Below are 19825 nucleotides of genomic sequence, written 5' to 3' on the forward strand. Positions count from 1 at the left end.
AGCCTCTCTCAGCGTGGACTTGAAACGCGAGGTTCACGCGAAACCTCGGGCATCTCGCGGATGCCTCGCCGCGAAATATGTTCTGTCGGCCCGTCATAAACAAGAGGCCGGCCGAGCTTGCCTCGACGAATCCAAGTGCCGTCGAGCACATGGAATTTTATCAGAAAACGCGGGATTAAATCTTGCGTGTCGGCGTTGTGACGCCCGCGTGAACTTTTGGAAACCATTCCGCCGCTGCGGGCAACGGCAAAGCCGGCGCACGGTCCGCGTGCACCGGCCCGGCAGGGCGACCCTGCCGACGGGCGACTTCCGGGAGGATCGTGGCGCCGTCCCGCCTCAGAGCTGGCGGGTGGGTGCGCGGCCCATCAGCCAGATCCGGGCGCGGGCGACCAGCGCCGGGCGGACACGGGCGACGTCCTCGTCGTCGAGGAGCGGGGAGGTGGAGAGGGCGGCGAGATAGGCGTTCTCCCGGTCGCGGCACTCGCGCAGGGCGGCATCGGCCGCGAGCGTCTTGCCGGAGAGGGCGGCCTTCAGGCCATAGGCCTCGCGCAGGCAGCTCTGCCAGGCGGCATGACTCTGGCCCGCGGCACCGGCAGGACCTTCGGCCCGGGCGGCCGGGGCCGCCAGGAGAGCGAGGGCGATCAGCGCGGTGCGGGGGAGGGAGAACGGCATCGGGCTCGCGCGAAGGCTTTGGCCGGAGAGATATTTCTCGAAAAGCGATAATCCGAGAAACGTTCCGTCAACCTTCGCGCAAGACGCCTTAACGGGGCGCTAACCGCCGGCAGAGGGGCCGTCCCGCCGCGGGACAGGCGCGGTCAGCGGTTCGCGGTGGTGGCCGGATCGGGATCGCGGCCGAGGGCGACCCAGGCGACGGCGTCCTGGCTCTCGCGCTTGACGAAGACGTAGCCGGTCTGGCGCCAGGGCAGGACGGCGTTGGTCTTGTTGTCGAGGATCAGGTCACCGCGGTCGGTCAGGATCGTGAGGACGGCGTGGCCCTCGCCCTTCTCGTCGACCACCACGGTCATGCGCATGGCCCGCCGCGGCAGCCCGGCCTCGGCCAGCAGGCGGCGCTTGAGCAGCTGGAAGTCCTCGCAATCGCCCATGCCGTCCTCGGCGAGGTCCCAGCGGTCGGCCGAGCCCCAATGGTCGAGGTCGGTGACCGCGCGGATGGACTTGTTGACCCGCTTGTTGACCGCGTTGATCGTCTGCCAGGTCGCGTTCGAGAGGGCGATGCGGGCCGGCTCGCTGCGGTCGAGGGCGCATTCGGCCGGATAATTTTCGCAGAAGGTGGCCCAGGCGGCGATGGGCTTGGCCGGGCCGGTCACGGTGGCGGTGGACGGGGACCGGTTCGGCAGGGCGGCGAGCGTCTGGGCGGCGGCGGGGGCCGCGGCGGCAAGGACCAGGGCGAGGCCCGCGGCGAGCACCCGGAGCCGGGCCCTGCCCGCGCCGCCGACCCGCTTGGAGAACCCGTCACGCATGACCCGTACTCACCGTTAAGCTTTCGTTTAGGAAGCTCGCACGGGCGTCGCCGACCGGCAATCGCGAGGTTAAAATTCGGTTAACGGCATTTTTAGGATTCGAGCGATTCCCTCCGGAGAGGCTTCAGACAGGAGCCTTTCGTCCCGCTCCGCGGTCCCGGAACGAAGCGGCGACGGCACGAACGTGGCATGCTTGGCCGCGCCAGGAACTGCCGCGCGAGCGAGGCCATGACCGAAACCGTGACCGTCGAGACGATGCCGGGCGTCCCTGGCCAGCCGAGCGACCGCGGGGCGCCGGTGATCCGCACCATCGCCATGCCGGCCGATACCAACCCGGCCGGCGACATCTTCGGCGGCTGGCTGATGGCGCAGATGGATCTCGCCGCCGGCAACGTCGCCGCCCGCCGGGCGCGGGGCCGCTGCGCCACGATCTCGGTGGAGGCGATGACCTTCCACCATCCAGTCTTCGTGGGCGACGAGGTCAGCCTCTATGCCTGGATCGTGAAGGTCGGCCACACCTCGATCCGCATCCAGGTCGAGGTCTGGCGGCGGGAGCGCGAGAGCGAGACCACCATGAAGGTGACGGAGGGCCTGTTCACCTTCGTCGCCATCGGCCCGGACCGGCGGCCCCGGCCGGTGCCGGAGGCGTGATCCTCAGCGCGCCACCGCCGGGGCCAGGGTGCGGAAGCGCAAGCCGAACAGGGCGAGGACGAAGAGCAGGAAGATCGCGCTGTTGCCCTCGTAGAACACGGATTCGAAGAAGCCCGTCATCAGGGCGTAGAGCCAGAGGCTGACGAAGAAGACCGTGGCCGGGTCCATCCGGCGCCCGCCCTCCGCCCGCTGGAGGTCGCGTAGGGGACGGGCCACGAAGACGAGGAGCGTCAGGGCGAGGCCCGGCAGGCCCATGAACAGGGCCGTGTCGAGATAGGCGTTGTGGGCCTGGGAGGTCTCAGCGAGCCAGGTCTGCGTGCCCCAGCTGCCGTATTGCGTCTCCTCCGTGCGCCAGAACCCGCCATAGCCCCAGCCCGCGACCGGGTGCTTGAGGATGTTGTCGAGGGCGAATTCCCAGATCTCGGTGCGGCCGGTGAAGCTCGTATCGGTGAGGGCGCCGGCGATCAGCTCCTGCAGCGGCCGGAAGAAGAAGGAGCCGAGGGAGACGAGGCCGAGCAGCGCCACCGGCCCGAGCAGCACGAGCCCGCGCCAGAGACTCCCGCGGAAACGCTGGGCGAGCCAGATCTGGAGGAGGATCAGCGGCAGCAGCGCGGTTGCGGTCTTGGAATGGGTGAAGACCAGGAAGAGGGCGGCGAGCCCGGCGACGGCGCCCCCGAGGAGCCGCTGGCCGGTGTTCCAGGCGAGCAGCCCGACGAACACGAACAGCACCATGATCGCGCCGGCCTCGTTCTTGTGATTGAAAGGGCCCCGCCAGTTGCCGGCGAGATCCGGCTCCTTGAGGTCGAGGGTGGTGTGCATGGCGTAGCGCGGCGCCACCACGACCGAGAGGTAGGACAGCACCAGCACGCCGAGCGCCGTGAGCGCGAGGCTGCGCGCGAACTGCCGCACCGAGCGCGCGACGAGCAGCAGGGCCGCCGCGAGGAAGATACAGATGAAGGTGAGCGCCAGCCGACGCATCGAGTTCGCCGGGGCCTGGGCGAGGAGCGTCGAGACGCCGATCCAGGCGACGAGCAGGGCCTCGAGCGGCCCGGCAAGGGGCTTCAGCCGGGCGATGCCGATCCGGGCCACCAGGGCAAGGGCGGCCAGGAAGAGGGCGCTATAGGCGATCTGGGTGAGGAGGTTGCCGCCCTCCCAGACCTCGATCGTGGCCGGGGAGCTCAGATCCACGAAGGGGGTGGTGTGCACCGTGCACAGGAGCAGCGTCGCCGCGATGAGGGCGTTGGCGGCCCAGACCGGCACGGCCCGGCCCGGCACGCCCGCCGAAGCGGGGCGCAGCAGGCCGGAGAGCATCGCGAAGGAATCGGCCATGGGATCCGGGCGGGCGGCGAAGATCCGCCCATCCTCGCATGGCAGGTGCTAACGGCTTATCGAAATCCGGCCGATGGCGCGGCGATGCCGGGCGCTCAGTTCGCCGCGGCGCGGAAGGTGTCGCAGGATTTGGTCTGGCCGCTCTTGTAGCCGGTCATGAACCAGCGCATCCGCTGCTCGGAGGAGCCGTGGGTGAAGCTGTCGGGCACGGCGTAGCCCTGGGCCTGCTCCTGCAGCTTGTCGTCGCCGATAGCGCTCGCCGCGTTGAGCGCCTCCTGGATGTCGCTCTGGTCGAGAGCGTTCCAGCGGTCGTTGGAGTTCTTGGCCCAGACGCCGGCGAGGCAATCGGCCATCAGCTCCACGCGCACGGAGAGGCGGTTCGCCTCCGTCTTGCTGCTCGCGGCCTGCTGACGGCCCTGCACCTTGCCGAGGATGCCGAGCACGTCCTGCACGTGGTGGCCGACCTCGTGGGCGATGACGTAGGCATAGGCGAAGTCGCCCTTCACGCCGAACTTGGTCTGCATCTCCTTGAAGAAGCTCGTGTCGAGATAGACCTTCTTGTCGAGCGGGCAGTAGAACGGCCCCATCGCCGCCTGGGCCGAGCCGCAGCCCGAGCGGGTGCCGCCCTGATAGAGCACCATGGTCGTCGGGGTGTATTGCCGCCCGGTCTGGTTCGGCAGCACCGTGCTCCAGACATCCTCCGTGTTGCCGAGGATCTTGGAGGCGAACTGGCCGGCCTGGTCGGTCGGGGCTTGGCGGCGCCGGGCCTGGGTCTCGGGATCGACCCGCTCCTCGCGCGGACGACCGCCGCTCATGTGCTCGGCCCCGCCGATCAGGATGGCCGGGTTGATGCCGGTCACCCAGGAGATGAGCAGCAGCACGACGATCGTGCCGATGCCGAGGCCGCCGGCCCCGCCCCCGGGAAAGCCGAAGCCGCCTCCGCCGCCCTCACCGCGGCGATCCTCGACGTTCTCCGAACTGCGGAAGTCTTCCCAACGCATCGCCCGCCACCCGTGTCGCCCGGTCCCCGGCGCCGCGAGACGCGCGCCGGTGCCGGAATGAGAATGATCCTGTCCGGGATACCGTTCCGCTTGGGCCGGATCGAGCGCCTCCGGTCAAGCCCGCGTGTCGAGGGCGGCCTTCAGTGCCCGGAAGTCGCGCCAGGCGAGGCGCTTCTGCACCGGCTGGCGCAGGAGATAGGCCGGGTGGAGCGTGGCGAGCGCCCGGATCTCGCGCCCGTCGCCGAGGCGATAGGGATAGAACCGCCCCCGCGCTTTCAGGATGCCGTCCTTCGTGCCCGTCAGCGTCTGCGTGGCCGGGGCTCCGAGGCAGACCAGGATGTCGGGATCGACGAGGGTGATCTGGCGCTCGATGAAGGGCCTGCAGATCGAGACCTCCTGCGGGGTCGGGTTGCGGTTGCCCGGGGGCCGCCAGGGCACGATGTTGGCGACATAGGCGCCCGAGCGATCGAGGCCGATCGCCGCCATCATCCGGTCGAGGAGCTTGCCGGAGCGGCCCATGAAGGGCTTGCCGATGCGGTCCTCGTCGGCGCCGGGCGCCTCGCCGACGAACATCACCCGGGCCTGGGGATTGCCGTCGGCGAAGACGAGGTTCTTGGCCGTGAAGCGGAGGCCGCAGCCTTCGAAGCCGCGCAGCAAGGCCTCCAAAGCCTCCAGCGACTCCGCCTCGGCCGCCTTGGCGCGGGCATCGACCGCGGCCTCGCCCGGGGCCGCCGCGGCGGCCCCGCCATAGGTGCGGGCGGGCGCAGCCGGACGCGGCGCCTCCGGGCTCCGCGACGGCAGCTCTCGCCGGGGCAGGGGGGACAAAAGCGGCGGCGGCGAAAGAGACGGCCGCCGCGCGTCCGGGGCCGGGGCATCGGCCTCGGCGAAGCGGTCATGCGGGGTCTCGTCGAGGGCGAGATCGACGCCGGCCTCGACGTCGAAGTCGAGGAGCGCGATCTGCGCGTCCCTGTCCTGGCTCGCGGGGCTCATGATTGTCATGTGGCGTCGCTGACGCCTGTGGACAACGTCCCCGCGCCGGCATGGAGCGGCAGCACATGGTCGCGGGTGAGGGGCGCCAGGGGGAGGGCGCCCGGCGCGGCCGCGTCGATCCAGGCGATCTCCGCGATCTCGGCGGCCGGCGCCACCGGACCCGCCACCGACAGGCGGAAGATCTCTGCCTCGACGACATGGCCGGGCTCGTTGGCGGCCTCCGCCCGGAAGCGTCCGAGGAAGACCGCCGCCTGCGCGTCGACGGCGAGCCCGAGTTCCTCGGACAGCTCCCGCCGCAGGGCGGCGCGCGGCGCCTCGCCGGGTTCGATCTTGCCGCCCGGCTGCATGAAGGCCTCCGTGCCGCGCTTGCGCACGAGCAGCACCCGGCCCTCCGCATCGGACAGGAGGGCCGCGGCGATCCGGATGACGGGGGAGGGCGAAGGGGAAGGGAGGGGGGCCGCCGGCACGTTCATGGGGCGACCTTAACCGGACGGGCGCGCCGGAAACAGCGCCGGTTCGGTCCGGTTGCGGGCAAGGGAGTCCTGTGGCTAGGGCTGTGCCATTCTAGCAAGGACGGCTTGCCTTCCTAATTTGGAATCGGTTGAGAGACTTCAATAACACGAACGCGCCGACGCGACGGGGGACGCCGCACGGCTCAGGAGGATCGAGGATGGCGTTGCCGGATCGCGAGGGGATGGATTTCGACGTGGTGGTGGTGGGTGCGGGGCCCGCGGGCCTCGCCGCCGCGATCCGCCTCAAGCAGCTCTCCGCGGAGAAGGGCGAGGAGATCTCCGTCGTCGTGGTGGAGAAGGGCGGCGAGGTCGGCGCGCATATCCTGTCGGGCGCCGTGGTCGACCCGATCGGCCTCGACGCCCTGCTGCCCGACTGGCGCACGGATCCCGAACGCCCGCTCAAGACCGCGGTGGAGCGTGACGAGTTCCTCTACCTCACCAAGAACAGCGGCGTCCGCCTGCCGAACCTGTTCTTTCCCAAGCTCCTGTCGAACCACGGCAACTTCGTCGGCTCGCTCTCCAACACGGTGAAGTGGCTCGGCGCAAAGGCCGAGGGCCTCGGCGTCGAGATCTATCCCGGCTTCCCGGCCTCCGAGGTGCTCTACGACGCGCACGGCGCCGTGACCGGCATCGCCACCGGCGATCTCGGCATCGGCCGCGACGGTGCGCCGCGCGCCGATTTCACCCGCGGCATGGAGCTGCGCGCCAAATACACGGTCTTCGGCGAGGGCGCCCGCGGCTCGCTCACCAAGACCCTGATCGAGCGCTTCCAGCTCAACCGCCACAGCGACCACCAGAAATACGGCATCGGCATCAAGGAGCTCTGGCAGCTCAGCGATGCGAAGTTCGAGCCGGGCCTCGTCCAGCACACCATGGGCTGGCCCCTGCCCAACAAGGCCGGCGGCGGCTCCTGGCTCTACCATTTCGACGACAACCTGCTCTCGGTCGGCTTCGTCACGCACCTGAACTACGAGAACCCGACCCTGTCGCCGTTCGAGGAGTTCCAGCGCTTCAAGACCCACCCGATGATCCGCGAGACCTTCGAGGGGGCCAAGCGCATCGGCTACGGCGCGCGCGCCATCATGGAAGGCGGCTGGCAATCGGTGCCCAAACTCGTCTTCCCCGGCGGCTGCCTGGTCGGCGACTCGGCCGGCTTCGTGAACGTGCCGCGCATCAAGGGCTCGCACAACGCGATCCTGTCCGGCATCCAGGCGGCCGACGCCATCTTCGCGGCGATCGCGGCGGGCCGTCAGGGCGACGAGCTGACCGCCTACGAGGAGGGCTGGCGCGGCAGCGCGATCGGGCGCGACCTCAAGCCGGTGCGCAACGTCAAGCCGCTCTGGTCGAAATACGGCACCCTGGCCGGGGTCGGGCTCGGCGGCCTCGACATGTGGACCAATGCCCTCGCGGACACCTCTTTGTTCGGCACCCTCAAGCACGGCAAGCCGGACCATGCCTGCCTGAAGCCGCTCTCCGAGGTGACGCCGATCACCTACCCGAAGCCCGACGGCAAGCTCACCTTCGACCGGCTCTCCTCGGTCTACCTCTCGAACACCAACCACGAGGAGGACCAGCCGCCTCACCTCAAGGTGACGGACAGCGAGCTCCAGAAGCGCTCCGAGCACGACGTCTATGGCGGCCCCTCCGGCCGCTACTGCCCGGCCGGCGTCTACGAATGGGTGGAGGATGCCTCCGCCCGCGATGGCCTGCGCTACCAGATCAACGCGCAGAACTGCGTCCACTGCAAGACCTGCGACATCAAAGATCCCAACCAGAACATCACCTGGGTCACCCCCGAGGGCCCGGGCGGACCAAACTATACGAACCTCTGAGACCGCCGGTTCACGGAAGCGCGAAGGCCCGGGGCATGCCCCGGGCCTTCTGGTTTTCAAGCCTCGCGAGGGGCGCGGGCGGCCTCAGGCGGCCCGCACGGTGGCGAGGAAGCGGGCGACCTCGCTGCCGAGATGCTCGGATTGCTGCGACAGCTCGCCCGCCGAGGTGAGCACCTGGGAGGCCGCATTGCCGGTCTCCTCGGCCGCCTCGGCCACGCCCGCGATGCGGCCGGTGACGGCGCCCGTCCCCTGCGCGGCCTCGGCGACGCTGCGGACGATCTCCTGGGTCGCCGTGCCCTGCTCCTCCACGGCCGCGGCGATGGAGCTCGCGACCTCGTTGATCTCGCGGATGCGGCCGCCGATGCCCTGGATCGCCGCCACCGCCTGCTGGGTCGAGCCCTGGATGCGCGCGATCTGGCCGGAGATCTCGTCGGTCGCCCGGGCCGTCTGGCTCGCGAGTTCTTTCACCTCCGCGGCGACCACCGCGAAGCCGCGCCCCGCCTCGCCGGCCCGGGCCGCCTCAATGGTGGCGTTCAGCGCCAGGAGGTTCGTCTGGCTGGCGATCTGCGAGATCATGCCGACCACGTCGCCGATCCGGGCCGCCGCCTCCGACAGCTCCTGCACCAGCCCAGCGGTGGCGCTCGCCTCGTTCACCGCGCCCTGCGCCATCTCGGCCGAGTCGCCGACCCGGCGGGCGATCTCCTGCACCGAGACGCCGAGTTCCTCGGCCGCCGCGGCCACGGCGCCGACATGGTTGGAGGCCTCCTGCGCCGCGCCGGCCACGGCGTTGGTTTCGCCCACGGACCGGGTGGCCAGCGTCGTCATCCCCTCGGCGGTCGCCCGCATCTCCGTCGCGGCGGCGGCCACGGTCTCGACGATGCCGCCCACGGCCCGCTCGAAGGCGTCCGCCATCTGGCGCATGCCGGTCTTGCGCTGCTCCTCCGCGGCGAGGCGTGCCTCGGCCGTCTCCGCCTCCAGCGCCCGGGTCCGGATCAGGTTGTCCTTGAAGACCTGCACGGCGCCGGCCATCCCGCCGACCTCGTCGCGGCGCCCGAGCCCCGGCACCGCGACCGTGGCATCGCCCTGCGCGAGGCGGCCCATGGAGCCCGTCATCGCGCGGATCGGCTTCACCACGCCGGCATGGAGGAGGGCGAGGGTGGCGAGCGAGGCGACGATCATGGCCAGGAGGCCGCCGATGCAGACCAGGCGGAACGCGTTCCCGGCCGCCGCCGCCGCCGCGGCGCGCTCGTCGAGCAGCCCCTTCTCGATCGAGACGATCTCGGCGGCCTGGGCGCGGAGGGCGTCCATGGCGCTCTTGCCGGCGCCGGAGGCCTCGATCGCCCGGCCCTGCTCACGCGTCTCCGGGTCGCGCATGAGGGCGATCTCGCGCTCCGCCACGTCCTTGCGCCAGCGGGAGGCCGCCTCGCCGAGCGCGGTCAGGCGCTTCTGCTGCCCCGGATTGTCGGCGATCAGGCCCTGCAGATGGGCGAAGGTCGTCTCGAAGGTTTCCCGGCCGCCGCGATAGGGGGCGAGGAACGCGTCCTCCCCGGCGATCAGGTAGCCGCGGACCCCGGTCTCCTGGTTGACCATCGCCTCGACGAGGCGCTGGGCATCGGCCATGACGGCGTGGCTATGGGCGGTGGCCTCCGCCGTGGCCTCGATCCTGTTCAGGTTGGACCATGACAGGCCCGATGTCAGGAGGCTGACCAGGGCAAGGACGGCGAGCGCCCCGCTCACCTTCACGAAAATCGGCAGATCGCTGTAACGCGGCACGTCCGGCTCCGACTTGAGAGCGGCCAACCACCCGTTCAGGGGGCTGGCACGCTGGGTTGCTCGCGTCGGACCCAATCAGTCATTCATTATTACGAGATGAATATCATCAAAACCTGTTCAACCTGCGGCAAAATTTCTGGAACGGCAGCATATCCTTAGATTGCGTTACTATAAAAACAGCAATCAAAAGGCGAGTAACCGGCGCGGAAAGGCGTCGCGTCCCGACCGCCCGTCCGGCCCCCTCCGCCCTCGCAGCGGTCTCGGACGAGCCCCCGAGGACGCGCACGCGGCACCCCGCCACGGCCGTCCCCCGCGCCATCCTTTCGCCTTGCGGTCATGGCGTGAAGGGTTCAGTGTCCCGCGCCACAACGGCGCCGGCCTCACAAATCCGGCCGCCGCCAAGGAGCCGTGCCTGGTGACCCAATACGGAAACGCCACCCGCCGCCGCCCTGCGGCGCTCGCCCTTCTGCTGGCCGGGACCATGCTGGCGAGCCCCGCCGCCTCGGCGATGCAGCCGCGGGAATCCGCCCCGCTCTCGGAATTCGAACCGGCAGAGTCGCTCGAGGGCAACTTCCTCTCCGCCTACATCGCCGGCGCCTCGAAGGACACGGCCGCCGCCGCGAGCTTCTACCGCGAGGCGGTGAAGGGCGACCCGCGCAACGCCGAGCTGCTGGAGCGCGCCTTCGTCTCGCTGCTCGCCGACGGCGCCATGACCGACGCGTTCCGCTCGGCCGAGCGCCTCGCCACCCGGGAAGGCTCGAACGGCCTCGCCCAGCTCGCCCTCGGCGTGCGCCAGCTCAAGGCCGGGCAGTACCCGGCCGCCCGCCAGAGCTTCGCCCGCTCCGGCCGGGGCGCGGCCGCCGACCTGACCGCGACGCTGCTGACCGCCTGGGCCTATGCCGGGGCCGGCGACGGCAAGCGGGCGCTGGAGACGATCAACCGCCTCAAGGGCGAGCGCTACTTCAACGTCTTCCGGGACTACCATGCCGGGCTGATCGCCAACCTCGTCGGCGACAAGGCGGAAGCCGAGCGCCGGCTCAAGGCGGCCTACGACGCCGATCACAATACCTTGCGCATCGTCGACGGCTATGCCCGCTTCGAGGCGGCGGCCGGGCGCACCGACCTCGCCATCGATGCCTACAGCACCTTCGAGCAGGTGCTGCCGCGCCACCCGATCGTGGCCGACGCGCTGGACAAGCTGAAGAGCGGCAAGCCCCTCGGCCAGCTCATCAACTCGGCCCAGGAAGGGGCCGCGGAGGTGCTCTACGGCCTCGGCTCGGCCGGCTCGACCCAGGGCGACGAGCTGCCGGCGGTGGTCTACCTGCGGCTCGCCCTCTACCTCGCCCCCGAGCACGCCATCGCCCGGCTGACGCTGGCCGACACCCTTGACCGGATGAAGCAGGCCGAGCGCTCCAACGAGGCCTATGCCCAGATCCCGGCCGCCTCGCCGCTGAAGCTCAATGCCGAAGTGCAGATCGGGCTCAACCTGGAGCAGATGGGCAAGGGCGACGAGGCGATCCAGCATCTCGACGCCGCCCTCAAGACCTATCCCGACAACATCGACGTGATCTCCGCCCTCGGCAACGTCCAGCGCTCGCGCAAGCAGTACAAGGAGGCCGCCGCCACCTACACCCAGGCGATCGAGCGGGTGAAGCCGGCGGAGGAGGGCAATTACTGGACGCTGTTCTACTTCCGCGGCACCGCCTACGAGCGCGCCGGCGCGTGGGACAAGGCCGAGGCGGACCTGAAGAAGGCCCTGTCCCTGGTGCCGCCGACCCAGCCCAACGCCAAGGCGCAGGTGCTGAACTACCTCGCCTATTCCTGGGTCGACCGTTCGATGAACGTCGACGACGCCTTCAAGATGCTGCGCCAGGCCGTCGATCTCTCGCCCCGCGACGGCATGATCATCGACAGCCTGGGCTGGGCCTATTTCCGGCTCGGCCGCTGGGACGACGCCGTGCGCGAGCTGGAGAAGGCCGTCGAGCTCAAGCCCGGCGACCCGACCATCAACGACCATCTCGGCGACGCCTATTGGCGCACCGGCCGCCGGCTCGAGGGCAAGTTCCAGTGGCAGCACGCCAAGGACCTGAACCCCGAGCCCGACGATCTCGCCAAGATCAACGCCAAGCTGAAGGACGGCCTGCCGGAGCTGCCCAAGCCCACCGAGACCGCGGAGAATCCGGCCGCCCCGCCGGAGACCCTGGCGGCCCCGGTCGCCGCGCCGCACGATCCGAAGAATCCCGAGCTGCCCAAGGGCGCCCCGGCCCCGAACGAGCCCCCGGGCGCCGCCGACAAGAAGCCGGGCGGCTAGCCCGGCCACACGGGTCCCGCCCCAACGAGAAAGGGCGCCGATCCGGCCGGATCGGCGCCCTTTCTCGCGTTCGGCGAGCGTGCGGCGGCGCTCAGGCCGCCTCCTCCCGCTTGCCGAGGCGCTTGTCGAGATAGGTGTCGACGGTCTTGGTCAGCTCGTCGACCTTGCCGTCGAAGAAGTGGTTGGCGCCGTCGACCATCTGGTGCTCGATGATGACGCCCTTCTGCGTCTTCACCTTCTCGATCACCGGCATCACCTCGCGGGCCGGGGCGACCCGGTCCTCGGAACCGTGCACGAACAGGCCCGAGGACGGGCAGGGGGCGAGGAAGGTGAAGTCGTAGCGGTTGGCCATGGCCGCGATCGAGATAAAGCCCTCGATCTCCGGGCGGCGCATCAGCAGCTGCATGCCGATCCAGGCGCCGAAGGAGACGCCGGCGATCCAGCAGGACTTCGCCTCCGGGTTCACCGCCTGCACCCAGTCGAGGGCGGCCGCCGCGTCCGACAGCTCGCCCGAGCCATGGTCGAAGGCGCCCTGGCTGCGGCCGACCCCGCGAAAATTGAAACGCAGGGCTGCGAAGCCGCGATTGGCGAAAGTATAGAAAAGATTGTACACAATTTGATTGTTCATCGTACCCCCGAACTGGGGGTGCGGGTGCAGCACGATGGCGATCGGCGCGCCCTTCTTCTTGGGCGCCTGGTAGCGCCCCTCGAGGCGGCCGGCGGGACCGGAGAAGATGACTTCGGGCATGGGTTCCTCAAGAGATCGGATCGCCCCGCGCCGGCGCAGCGCCCTCGGGAGATCGCGGCGGGATGCCTTGACTCGTCCCGGCAGCCTCCTAAAAGCACGCTTAGAATAGTTCTAGTCGATTAGACTAATTCTAAACTAGCTCGTGAACACCGCCGGACAGCCGGTGAAGACGGGTCGAACCCGGCCCTTAGCACGAGGGCCGGGGGCAAAAGCAAGAATTTCGAGATGTGGAGCGGCCCGAAGACACGCCCCCGAGCAGGGAGATGCGGCGGCGAAGGATGAGCAAGGATTCCACCATGGGTTCAGAAGAACGCAGCTATCTCGACCACAATGCGACATCCCCGGTCCGGCCGGAGGTGGCGGATGCGGTCGCGCGGGCGCTCACGCTGCCGGGCAATCCCTCCTCGATCCACACGGAGGGCCGGGCGGCCCGGGCGACGATCGAGGCCGCCCGCGAGCAGATCGCGCGGCTGGTGGGCGGGCAGGGGGCCCGCATCGTCTTCACCAGCGGCGGCACGGAGGCGGCCAACACGCTCCTGTCCGGTGCCCTGCGCCGCTCGGGACGAGCCGCCCCGACGCGGCTTCTGATCTCGGCGACCGAGCATCCCTGCGTCACCGCGGGCCACCGCTTCCCCGCCGAGGCGGTCGAGGTGCTGCCCGTGGATGCGAAGGGCGTGGTCTCCCTGGCGGCTCTGGCGGAGCGTCTCGACGCGCTCTCGGGCGAGGGCGTGCTCATCTCCGTGCATGCGGCCAACAACGAGACCGGTGTGGTGCAGCCCCTGGCCGAGATCGTCCGCCTCGCCCGCGCCCACGGCCAGGCCCTGGTGCATAGCGACGCCGTGCAGGCGGCGGGCAAGATCGCCCTGGACATGGGCGCCCTCGGGCTCGACGCGCTCTCGATCTCCGGGCACAAATTCGCGGCGCCGAAGGGCGTCGGCGCCTTCGCCCTCGCCGAGGGCGTGGAGCTGGAGGGCGCCTTCCTGCGCGGGGGCGGCCAGGAGCAGCGGCTGCGCTGCGGCACCGAGAACCTGCCCGGCATCGTCGGGATGGGCCGCGCCGCCGAGCTGGCGCGCGCCGCTCTCCCGGCGGAAGCCGAACGGCTCGCCGGCCTGCGGGAGGGAACCCTGACGGGGGTCCGCGCGCTGGCCCCTGACGTGGTGGTGTTCGGCGAGGGGGCTTCCCGGCTTCCCAACACCCTGGCCTTCGCGGTGCCGGGGCTGGAGGCCGCGACCGCCCTCATCGCCCTCGACCTCGCGGGCGTCGCGGTCTCGTCGGGTTCGGCCTGCGCCTCGGGCAAGGTCGCCCGCTCGCCGGTCCTCGCGGCGATGGGGGTCGATCCGGCCCTGGCGGCGGGGGCCCTGCGGGTGAGTTTCGGCTGGAATAGCACGGAGGACGACGCGCGGCGCTTCCTCGCAGCCTGCGAACGGGTGCTCGCACCCTTATATCAACGGCGAGGACGGGCGGCCTGAGCGCCGCGCCGCCCGAGCCATCTCAGTGAGATCCCCCGGTCCTTGACACCGGAGTCGGTAGGAGACGCGGAATGCCTGCAGTGCAGGAGACCATCGATCGGGTCCGTTCGATCGACCTCGACCAGTACAAGTACGGCTTCGAGACCACGATCGAGATGGAGAAGTCCGAGAAGGGCCTCTCCGAGGACGTGATCCGCTTCATCTCGGCCAAGAAGAACGAGCCGGAATGGATGCTGGAATGGCGGCTCGATGCCTACAAGCGCTGGCTCACCATGAAGGAGCCGGAATGGGCCCGCGTGTCCTACGACAAGGTCGATTACAACCAGATCTACTATTACGCGGCCCCGAAGCGTAAGGCGGCCCAGTCCCTCGACGAGATCGATCCCGAGATCCTCAAGACCTACGAGAAGCTCGGCATCCCGCTGCGCGAGGTCGAGGTGCTGGAGGGCATCGCCCCCGAGCGCCGCGTCGCGGTCGACGCGGTGTTCGACTCGGTCTCGGTGGCGACCACCTTCAAGAAGGAGCTCGAGAAGGCCGGCGTGATCTTCATGCCGATCTCCGAGGCCATCCGCGAATATCCGGACCTGGTGAAGACCTATCTCGGCTCGGTCGTGCCGGTGACGGACAACTTCTTCGCGACCCTGAACTCGGCCGTCTTCTCCGACGGGTCGTTCGTCTACATCCCGCCGGGCGTGCGCTGCCCGATGGAGCTGTCGACCTACTTCCGCATCAACGAGCGCGATACCGGCCAGTTCGAGCGCACGCTCATCATCGCCGACAAGGGCTCCTACGTCTCGTATCTCGAGGGCTGCACCGCCCCGAAGCGCGACGACAACCAGCTCCACGCCGCGGTGGTCGAACTCGTCGCCCTGGAGGATGCCGAGATCAAGTACTCGACCGTCCAGAACTGGTACCCCGGCGACAACGAGGGCAAGGGCGGCATCTACAACTTCGTGACCAAGCGCGGCGATTGCCGCGGCGCCCGCTCGAAGATCTCCTGGACGCAGGTCGAGACCGGCTCGGCCATCACCTGGAAGTATCCGTCCTGCATTCTGCGCGGCGACGATTCCCGCGGCGAGTTCTACTCGATCGCGGTGTCGAACGGCATGCAGCAGGTCGATTCCGGCACCAAGATGATCCATCTCGGCAAGAACACGACCAGCCGGATCATCTCGAAGGGGATTTCCGCGGGCCGCTCGCAGAACACCTATCGCGGCCTCGTCTCGGCCCACAAGAAGGCCAAGGGTGCGCGCAACTTCACCAACTGCGACTCGCTCCTGATCGGCGACCAGTGCGGGGCACACACCGTGCCCTACATCGAGTCGAAGAACGCCTCCGCCGTCTTCGAGCACGAGGCCACCACCTCGAAGATCTCCGAGGACCAGAAGTTCTACTGCCAGCAGCGCGGCCTCTCCGAGGAGGAGGCGACCGCCCTCATCGTCAACGGCTTCGTCCGCGACGTGCTGCAGCAGCTGCCGATGGAGTTCGCGGTGGAGGCCCAGAAGCTGATCTCGATCAGCCTCGAAGGCTCGGTGGGCTGACGGCACTCGAAAGTGCGCCGTCTTCTCCCTCCCCCCTCTGCGGGGGAGGGTGCCGAGCGAATGCGAGGCGGGAGAGGGGCAGCGCGACGGTGCCGGATGCGGCACCGGTCGCGACCTTTCCGGACACGGCGCACCCCTCTCCCGACCCCTGCTGACGCAGGGGCCACCCTCCCCCGCAAAGGGGGAGGGTCGATCAGATTTGAACAGGACGACCGATCAATGCTTGAGATCAAGAACCTCGTCGTGCAGATCGAGGACAACCGCATCCTCAACGGCCTGAACCTCACCGTGAACGACGGCGAGGTCGCCGCGATTATGGGCCCGAACGGCTCGGGCAAGTCGACGCTCTCCTACGTCATCGCCGGCAAGGAGGATTACGAGCTCCTCGACGGCGAGATCCTGCTCGACGGGCAGAACCTCCTCGAGATGGCGCCCGACGAGCGCGCCGCGGCCGGCGTGTTCCTCGCCTTCCAGTACCCGCTGGAGATCCCGGGCGTCGGCACCATGACCTTCCTGAAGGCCTGCCTGAACGCCCAGCGCAAGGCCCGCGGCGAGGACGAGCTCTCGACCCCCGACTTCATCCGCGCCGTGAACGCGGCCGCCGACAAGCTCGAGATCAACAAGGAGATGCTCAAGCGCGCCCTGAACGTCGGCTTCTCCGGCGGCGAGAAGAAGCGCATGGAGATCCTCCAGATGGCGCTCTTGCAGCCGAAGTTCTGCGTGCTCGACGAGACCGATTCCGGCCTCGACATCGATGCCCTGCGCATCGTCTCCGAGGGCGTGAATGCCCTGCGGGCGCAGGGCCGTTCCTTCCTCGTCATCACCCACTACCAGCGGCTCCTCAACCACATCGTGCCCGACACCGTGCACGTCATGTCGAAGGGCCAGATCGTGAAGACCGGCGGCAAGGAGCTGGCGCTCGAACTCGAGGCCTCCGGCTACGCCGAGTACCGCGCGAGCGAGGCTGCGTGATGGCCGACGTCACCAATCTCCGCTCCCCCGCAGAGGCCGGGCTCTCCAAGCTCTTCGAGTCCGCGCGCAAAAGCTTCGCCAGCGAGCAGGCCATCAGCCGCGAGGAGGCGTTCCGCTTCTTCGAGGCGACCGGCCTGCCGAGCCGCCGGGTCGAGGCGTTCAAGTACACGGACCTGCGCGCCGCCATCACCGAGGCCGCCCCGCCCGCCGAGGCGCCGTCTGAGGATGCCGCACGGGCCGCTGTCGCCGGGGCCAAGGGCTTCGCCGAGGTCGAGGCCGCCCGCCTCACCTTCGTCAACGGCCATCTCGTCGCCGCCCTGTCGGATCTCGACCGGGTGCCGGAGGGCGTCACCGTCACGCCGCTCAACGCGGCTTTGGCCGAGGGCGATGCCCGCCTGACGCTGCTGGCCCCCGTCGAGCAGGTGCGGGAGAACCCGATCTACCAGCTCAACACCGCCTTCCTGGCCGATGGCGCGCTGATCTCGGTGGCCGCCGGGGCCAAGCCCGCGACGCCGCTGCACCTGCGCTTCATCGGCACCGGCGAGACCGCCTTCTCGACCGCCACCCGCGTGCTGGTCGATATCGGTGCCGGCGCGGAGGTCTTCCTGCTGGAGAGCCACGAGGGGCCGGCCGGGCTGACCTATCAGCCCAACGACGCCCTCGACGTGCGCATCGGCGCGGACGCCGCCTTCCGCCATACCCGCCTGAACCGGGAAGGCGACGGGGCCATCGCCCTCTCGACGCTCTCGGTGCGGCTCGACGCCCGGGCCCAGCTCGAGACCGTCAACCTCGTCACCGGGGCCAAGCTCTCGCGTCACCAGATCTACCTGCATGTCGCGGGCGAGGACGCCAATGCCGTGGTCAACGGCGCGGCGCTGCTCGGCCACGACCAGCTCGCGGATTCGACCCTGCTCGCCGACCATGCGGCGACGGGCGGCGTCGGCCGCGAGATGTTCAAGACGGTGATCGACGGCGATTCCACCGGCGTGTTCCAGGGCAAGATCATCGTCCGGCAGGTCGCGCAGCAGACCGACGGCAAGATGAAATCCGACTGCCTGCTCCTGACCGACGACGGTCAGATGATGAACAAGCCGGAGCTGGAGATCTTCGCCGACGACGTCGCCTGCGGCCATGGCGCCACCTGCGGCGCGCCGGACGAGGACCTGCTGTTCTACCTGATGGCCCGCGGCCTGCCGCGTGCCACCGCCGAGAGCCTGTTGGTCCAGGCCTTCGTCGGCGAGGCGGTGGAGACGGTCACGCATGAGGGCGCGCGGGACGCGCTGATCGGCGGGATCGAGGCCTGGCTGGCGGCACGGGGGTAGGGCATCGAAACCCTCCCCCCTCTGCGGGGGAGGGTGCCTGCGGAGCAGGCGGGAGAGGGGCGGGCTCAGATCCTTCCGGAAGTGGCGCTCCCCTCTCCCGACCCCCTTCGGGGCCACCCTCTCCCGCGGAGGGGAGAGGGGTTTTGCGGAAACGGAAGCGGATCATGGATACGCGTCCCAAGCTCAACGAGGTCTCGCCCCGCCTGCGCGGCTTTGCCCGTGCGCAGCGCAGGGACATGCCGCGTGCCGAGGCCCTGTTCTGGGTGCAGGTGCGCGGCGGGCGCTTCCGTGGCGCCAAGTTCAAACGCCAAGTGCCGATAGCCCCTTTCATCGCCGATTTCTTCTGCGCCTCGGCGCGTCTGATCGTCGAGATCGACGGTCCCGTGCATGAGGCTGAAGATCGCCGCCGGCGCGACGCGGCTCGTGATGCCTGGCTGACAGGTCAGGGCTTCCTCGTGCTGCGCTTCTCCACCGACCTCGTTCTGAGCCATCTCGGTGCGGTGATGGACGCCGTCGGCGCGGCCATCGATGACCGGGGTTTCCCCTCTCCCGCCTCGCTCCGCGAGGCACCCTCCCCCGCAGAGGGGGGAGGGATACGACGCGCGAGCGCCCTTTCATGAACGCACCCGTCCCCGCCACGCCCTACGACGTCGAGGCGATCCGGGCCGAATTCCCGATCCTGTCGGAGAAGGTCTACGGCAAGCGGCTGGTCTATCTCGACAACGCCGCCTCGGCGCAGAAGCCGAAAGCGGTGATCGACGCCATGGTCTCCTGCATGCAGACCGGCTACGCCAACGTGCATCGCGGCCTGCACTACATGGCCAATGCCGCCACCGAAGGCTTCGAGGGCGCCCGCGAGACCACGCGCCAGTTCCTCAATGCCCGCTCGACGGACGAGATCATCTTCACCCGCAACGCCACCGAGGCCTACAACCTCGTCGCCTCGTCCATGGGCTGGGCCGGGCTGATCGGGGAGGGGGACGAGATCATCCTCTCGATCATGGAGCATCACTCCAACATCGTGCCCTGGCATTTTCTGCGCGAGCGGCGCGGGGCGGTCATCAAGTGGGCGCCGGTCGACGACGACGGCAACTTCCTGGTCGAGGACTACGAGAAGCTGTTCTCGCCCCGCACCAAGATGGTGGCGATCAGCCATATGTCGAACGTGCTCGGCACGGTGACGCCCGGTGAGGAGATCGTGCGCATCGCCCATGCCCACGGCGTGCCGGTGCTGCTCGACGGGGCGCAGAGCGCGGTCCACCGTCCGATCGACGTGCAGGCGCTCGATTGCGACTTCTTCGTCTTCACCGGCCACAAGGTCTACGGGCCGACCGGGATCGGCGTGCTCTACGGCAAGAAGGAGTGGCTGGAGCGGCTGCCTCCCTACCAGGGCGGCGGCGAGATGATCCGGACGGTCAGCCAGGACGCGATCACCTACAACGACCCGCCCCACCGCTTCGAGGCGGGCACGCCGGCCATCGTCGAGGCGGTCGGCCTCGGCGCCGCGCTCGAATTCATGATGAAGCTCGGCCGCGACAAGATCGCTGCGCACGAGTCCATGCTGACCGCCTATGCCCAGGAGCGGCTCGGCGCCATGAACGCGCTGCGGCTGATCGGCACGGCCCGGGACAAGGGCGGCGTCATCGCCTTCGAGATGAAGAACGCCCACGCCCACGACGTGGCCACCATCATCGACCGGCAGGGCGTGGCCGTGCGGGCCGGCACCCATTGCGCGATGCCGCTTCTCGCCCGCTTCGGCGTCACCTCGACCTGTCGCGCTTCGTTCGGCCTGTATAATACGACCGACGAGATCGACGCGCTCGCCGAAGCCCTGACCCGGGCCGAGATGCTGTTCGCCTAGACGTCCTTCATATTTCGGCCCCGCCCCGAACGGGC

At 69.5% G+C, this 19825-nt stretch carries 17 protein-coding genes; 9 read left to right on the forward strand and 8 right to left on the reverse strand.

Annotated features, from left to right (window positions below):
* Positions 1 to 336: 336 nt before the first annotated feature.
* On the reverse strand, positions 337 to 672 hold the full coding sequence (locus MFF21_RS08085) for a hypothetical protein (protein ID WP_238310640.1): 336 nt from the start codon (positions 670 to 672) through the stop codon (positions 337 to 339).
* A 143-nt stretch (positions 673 to 815) separates the two neighbouring features.
* A complete protein-coding gene (locus tag MFF21_RS08090; protein WP_238310641.1) occupies positions 816 to 1478 on the reverse strand; it encodes a transglutaminase-like cysteine peptidase in 663 nt (220 codons plus the stop codon).
* A gap of 228 nt (positions 1479 to 1706) precedes the next feature.
* Here MFF21_RS08090 and MFF21_RS08095 point away from each other — a divergent pair, with 228 nt between their 5' ends.
* Positions 1707 to 2129, forward strand: coding sequence for an acyl-CoA thioesterase (locus MFF21_RS08095; protein ID WP_238310642.1), 423 nt, complete (start codon positions 1707 to 1709; stop codon positions 2127 to 2129).
* A gap of 3 nt (positions 2130 to 2132) precedes the next feature.
* Here the strand turns inward: MFF21_RS08095 and MFF21_RS08100 are convergent, their stop codons facing one another.
* From MFF21_RS08100 to MFF21_RS08115, 4 genes are all read right to left on the reverse strand, one after another.
* Positions 2133 to 3458 carry an O-antigen ligase family protein gene (locus MFF21_RS08100; RefSeq protein ID WP_238310643.1) on the reverse strand — a complete coding sequence of 442 codons (1326 nt, stop codon included), beginning with the start codon at positions 3456 to 3458 and terminating at the stop codon, positions 2133 to 2135.
* Positions 3459 to 3553: 95 nt separating this feature from the next.
* Positions 3554 to 4459 carry a KPN_02809 family neutral zinc metallopeptidase gene (ypfJ, locus tag MFF21_RS08105; protein WP_238310644.1) on the reverse strand — a complete coding sequence of 302 codons (906 nt, stop codon included), beginning with the start codon at positions 4457 to 4459 and terminating at the stop codon, positions 3554 to 3556.
* 114 nt (positions 4460 to 4573) lie between these two features.
* The gene (locus MFF21_RS08110) at positions 4574 to 5458 is read right to left on the reverse strand and encodes a uracil-DNA glycosylase (RefSeq protein WP_373324959.1); all 885 of its coding nucleotides are present in this window, start codon (positions 5456 to 5458) and stop codon (positions 4574 to 4576) included.
* Positions 5455 to 5922 (reverse strand): NUDIX hydrolase, encoded by a 468-nt coding sequence (locus MFF21_RS08115; protein ID WP_238310646.1) that lies wholly within the window; start codon positions 5920 to 5922, stop codon positions 5455 to 5457. The genes MFF21_RS08110 and MFF21_RS08115 overlap by 4 nt, the downstream gene beginning before the upstream one ends.
* A 197-nt stretch (positions 5923 to 6119) precedes the next feature.
* Between MFF21_RS08115 and MFF21_RS08120 the strand changes: the two genes are divergently transcribed.
* Positions 6120 to 7793: an electron transfer flavoprotein-ubiquinone oxidoreductase gene (locus tag MFF21_RS08120; RefSeq protein WP_238310647.1), complete on the forward strand. Its 1674-nt coding sequence runs from the start codon at positions 6120 to 6122 to the stop codon at positions 7791 to 7793.
* Between the two features lie 84 nt (positions 7794 to 7877).
* Here MFF21_RS08120 and MFF21_RS08125 read toward each other — a convergent pair whose 3' ends face one another.
* Positions 7878 to 9566, reverse strand: coding sequence for a methyl-accepting chemotaxis protein (locus MFF21_RS08125; RefSeq protein ID WP_238310648.1), 1689 nt, complete (start codon positions 9564 to 9566; stop codon positions 7878 to 7880).
* Between the two features lie 481 nt (positions 9567 to 10047).
* Between MFF21_RS08125 and MFF21_RS08130 the strand changes: the two genes are divergently transcribed.
* On the forward strand, positions 10048 to 11877 hold the full coding sequence (locus MFF21_RS08130) for a tetratricopeptide repeat protein (RefSeq protein ID WP_238310910.1): 1830 nt from the start codon (positions 10048 to 10050) through the stop codon (positions 11875 to 11877).
* A 91-nt stretch (positions 11878 to 11968) separates the two neighbouring features.
* Here MFF21_RS08130 and MFF21_RS08135 read toward each other — a convergent pair whose 3' ends face one another.
* Positions 11969 to 12625, reverse strand: a complete 657-nt coding sequence (locus tag MFF21_RS08135) for an alpha/beta hydrolase (protein ID WP_238310649.1) — start codon at positions 12623 to 12625, stop codon at positions 11969 to 11971.
* Positions 12626 to 12921: 296 nt separating this feature from the next.
* Between MFF21_RS08135 and MFF21_RS08140 the strand changes: the two genes are divergently transcribed.
* From MFF21_RS08140 to MFF21_RS08165, 6 genes are all read left to right on the forward strand, one after another.
* Complete coding sequence (locus MFF21_RS08140; protein ID WP_238310650.1) at positions 12922 to 14094, forward strand: cysteine desulfurase family protein; 1173 nt, start codon at positions 12922 to 12924, stop codon at positions 14092 to 14094.
* 71 nt (positions 14095 to 14165) lie between these two features.
* Positions 14166 to 15635 carry a Fe-S cluster assembly protein SufB gene (gene sufB / locus MFF21_RS08145; protein WP_238310651.1) on the forward strand — a complete coding sequence of 490 codons (1470 nt, stop codon included), beginning with the start codon at positions 14166 to 14168 and terminating at the stop codon, positions 15633 to 15635.
* Between the two features lie 219 nt (positions 15636 to 15854).
* The gene (sufC, locus tag MFF21_RS08150; RefSeq protein WP_238310652.1) at positions 15855 to 16607 is read left to right on the forward strand and encodes a Fe-S cluster assembly ATPase SufC; all 753 of its coding nucleotides are present in this window, start codon (positions 15855 to 15857) and stop codon (positions 16605 to 16607) included.
* On the forward strand, positions 16607 to 17929 hold the full coding sequence (locus MFF21_RS08155; protein WP_238310653.1) for a SufB/SufD family protein: 1323 nt from the start codon (positions 16607 to 16609) through the stop codon (positions 17927 to 17929). The genes sufC and MFF21_RS08155 overlap by 1 nt, the downstream gene beginning before the upstream one ends.
* Before the next feature lie 164 nt (positions 17930 to 18093).
* Positions 18094 to 18549: an endonuclease domain-containing protein gene (locus MFF21_RS08160; RefSeq protein WP_238310654.1), complete on the forward strand. Its 456-nt coding sequence runs from the start codon at positions 18094 to 18096 to the stop codon at positions 18547 to 18549.
* Complete coding sequence (locus tag MFF21_RS08165; protein WP_238310655.1) at positions 18546 to 19790, forward strand: cysteine desulfurase; 1245 nt, start codon at positions 18546 to 18548, stop codon at positions 19788 to 19790. The genes MFF21_RS08160 and MFF21_RS08165 overlap by 4 nt, the downstream gene beginning before the upstream one ends.
* Positions 19791 to 19825 lie beyond the last annotated feature (35 nt).

Source organism: Methylobacterium organophilum (genome assembly GCF_022179465.1).
GTDB classification, from domain to species: domain Bacteria; phylum Pseudomonadota; class Alphaproteobacteria; order Rhizobiales; family Beijerinckiaceae; genus Methylobacterium; species Methylobacterium organophilum.

Coding starts and splice junctions, on each gene's coding strand:
- MFF21_RS08085 (WP_238310640.1), bottom strand. CDS start 672: ATGCCGTTCTCCCTCCCCCGCACCGCGCTGATCGCCCTCGCTCTCCTG.
- MFF21_RS08090 (WP_238310641.1), bottom strand. CDS start 1,478: ATGCGTGACGGGTTCTCCAAGCGGGTCGGCGGCGCGGGCAGGGCCCGG.
- MFF21_RS08095 (WP_238310642.1), top strand. CDS start 1,707: ATGACCGAAACCGTGACCGTCGAGACGATGCCGGGCGTCCCTGGCCAG.
- MFF21_RS08100 (WP_238310643.1), bottom strand. CDS start 3,458: ATGGCCGATTCCTTCGCGATGCTCTCCGGCCTGCTGCGCCCCGCTTCG.
- ypfJ (WP_238310644.1), bottom strand. CDS start 4,459: ATGCGTTGGGAAGACTTCCGCAGTTCGGAGAACGTCGAGGATCGCCGC.
- MFF21_RS08110 (WP_373324959.1), bottom strand. CDS start 5,458: ATGACAATCATGAGCCCCGCGAGCCAGGACAGGGACGCGCAGATCGCG.
- MFF21_RS08115 (WP_238310646.1), bottom strand. CDS start 5,922: ATGAACGTGCCGGCGGCCCCCCTCCCTTCCCCTTCGCCCTCCCCCGTC.
- MFF21_RS08120 (WP_238310647.1), top strand. CDS start 6,120: ATGGCGTTGCCGGATCGCGAGGGGATGGATTTCGACGTGGTGGTGGTG.
- MFF21_RS08130 (WP_238310910.1), top strand. CDS start 10,048: ATGCTGGCGAGCCCCGCCGCCTCGGCGATGCAGCCGCGGGAATCCGCC.
- MFF21_RS08135 (WP_238310649.1), bottom strand. CDS start 12,625: ATGCCCGAAGTCATCTTCTCCGGTCCCGCCGGCCGCCTCGAGGGGCGC.
- MFF21_RS08140 (WP_238310650.1), top strand. CDS start 12,922: ATGGGTTCAGAAGAACGCAGCTATCTCGACCACAATGCGACATCCCCG.
- sufB (WP_238310651.1), top strand. CDS start 14,166: ATGCCTGCAGTGCAGGAGACCATCGATCGGGTCCGTTCGATCGACCTC.
- sufC (WP_238310652.1), top strand. CDS start 15,855: ATGCTTGAGATCAAGAACCTCGTCGTGCAGATCGAGGACAACCGCATC.
- MFF21_RS08155 (WP_238310653.1), top strand. CDS start 16,607: ATGGCCGACGTCACCAATCTCCGCTCCCCCGCAGAGGCCGGGCTCTCC.
- MFF21_RS08160 (WP_238310654.1), top strand. CDS start 18,094: ATGGATACGCGTCCCAAGCTCAACGAGGTCTCGCCCCGCCTGCGCGGC.
- MFF21_RS08165 (WP_238310655.1), top strand. CDS start 18,546: ATGAACGCACCCGTCCCCGCCACGCCCTACGACGTCGAGGCGATCCGG.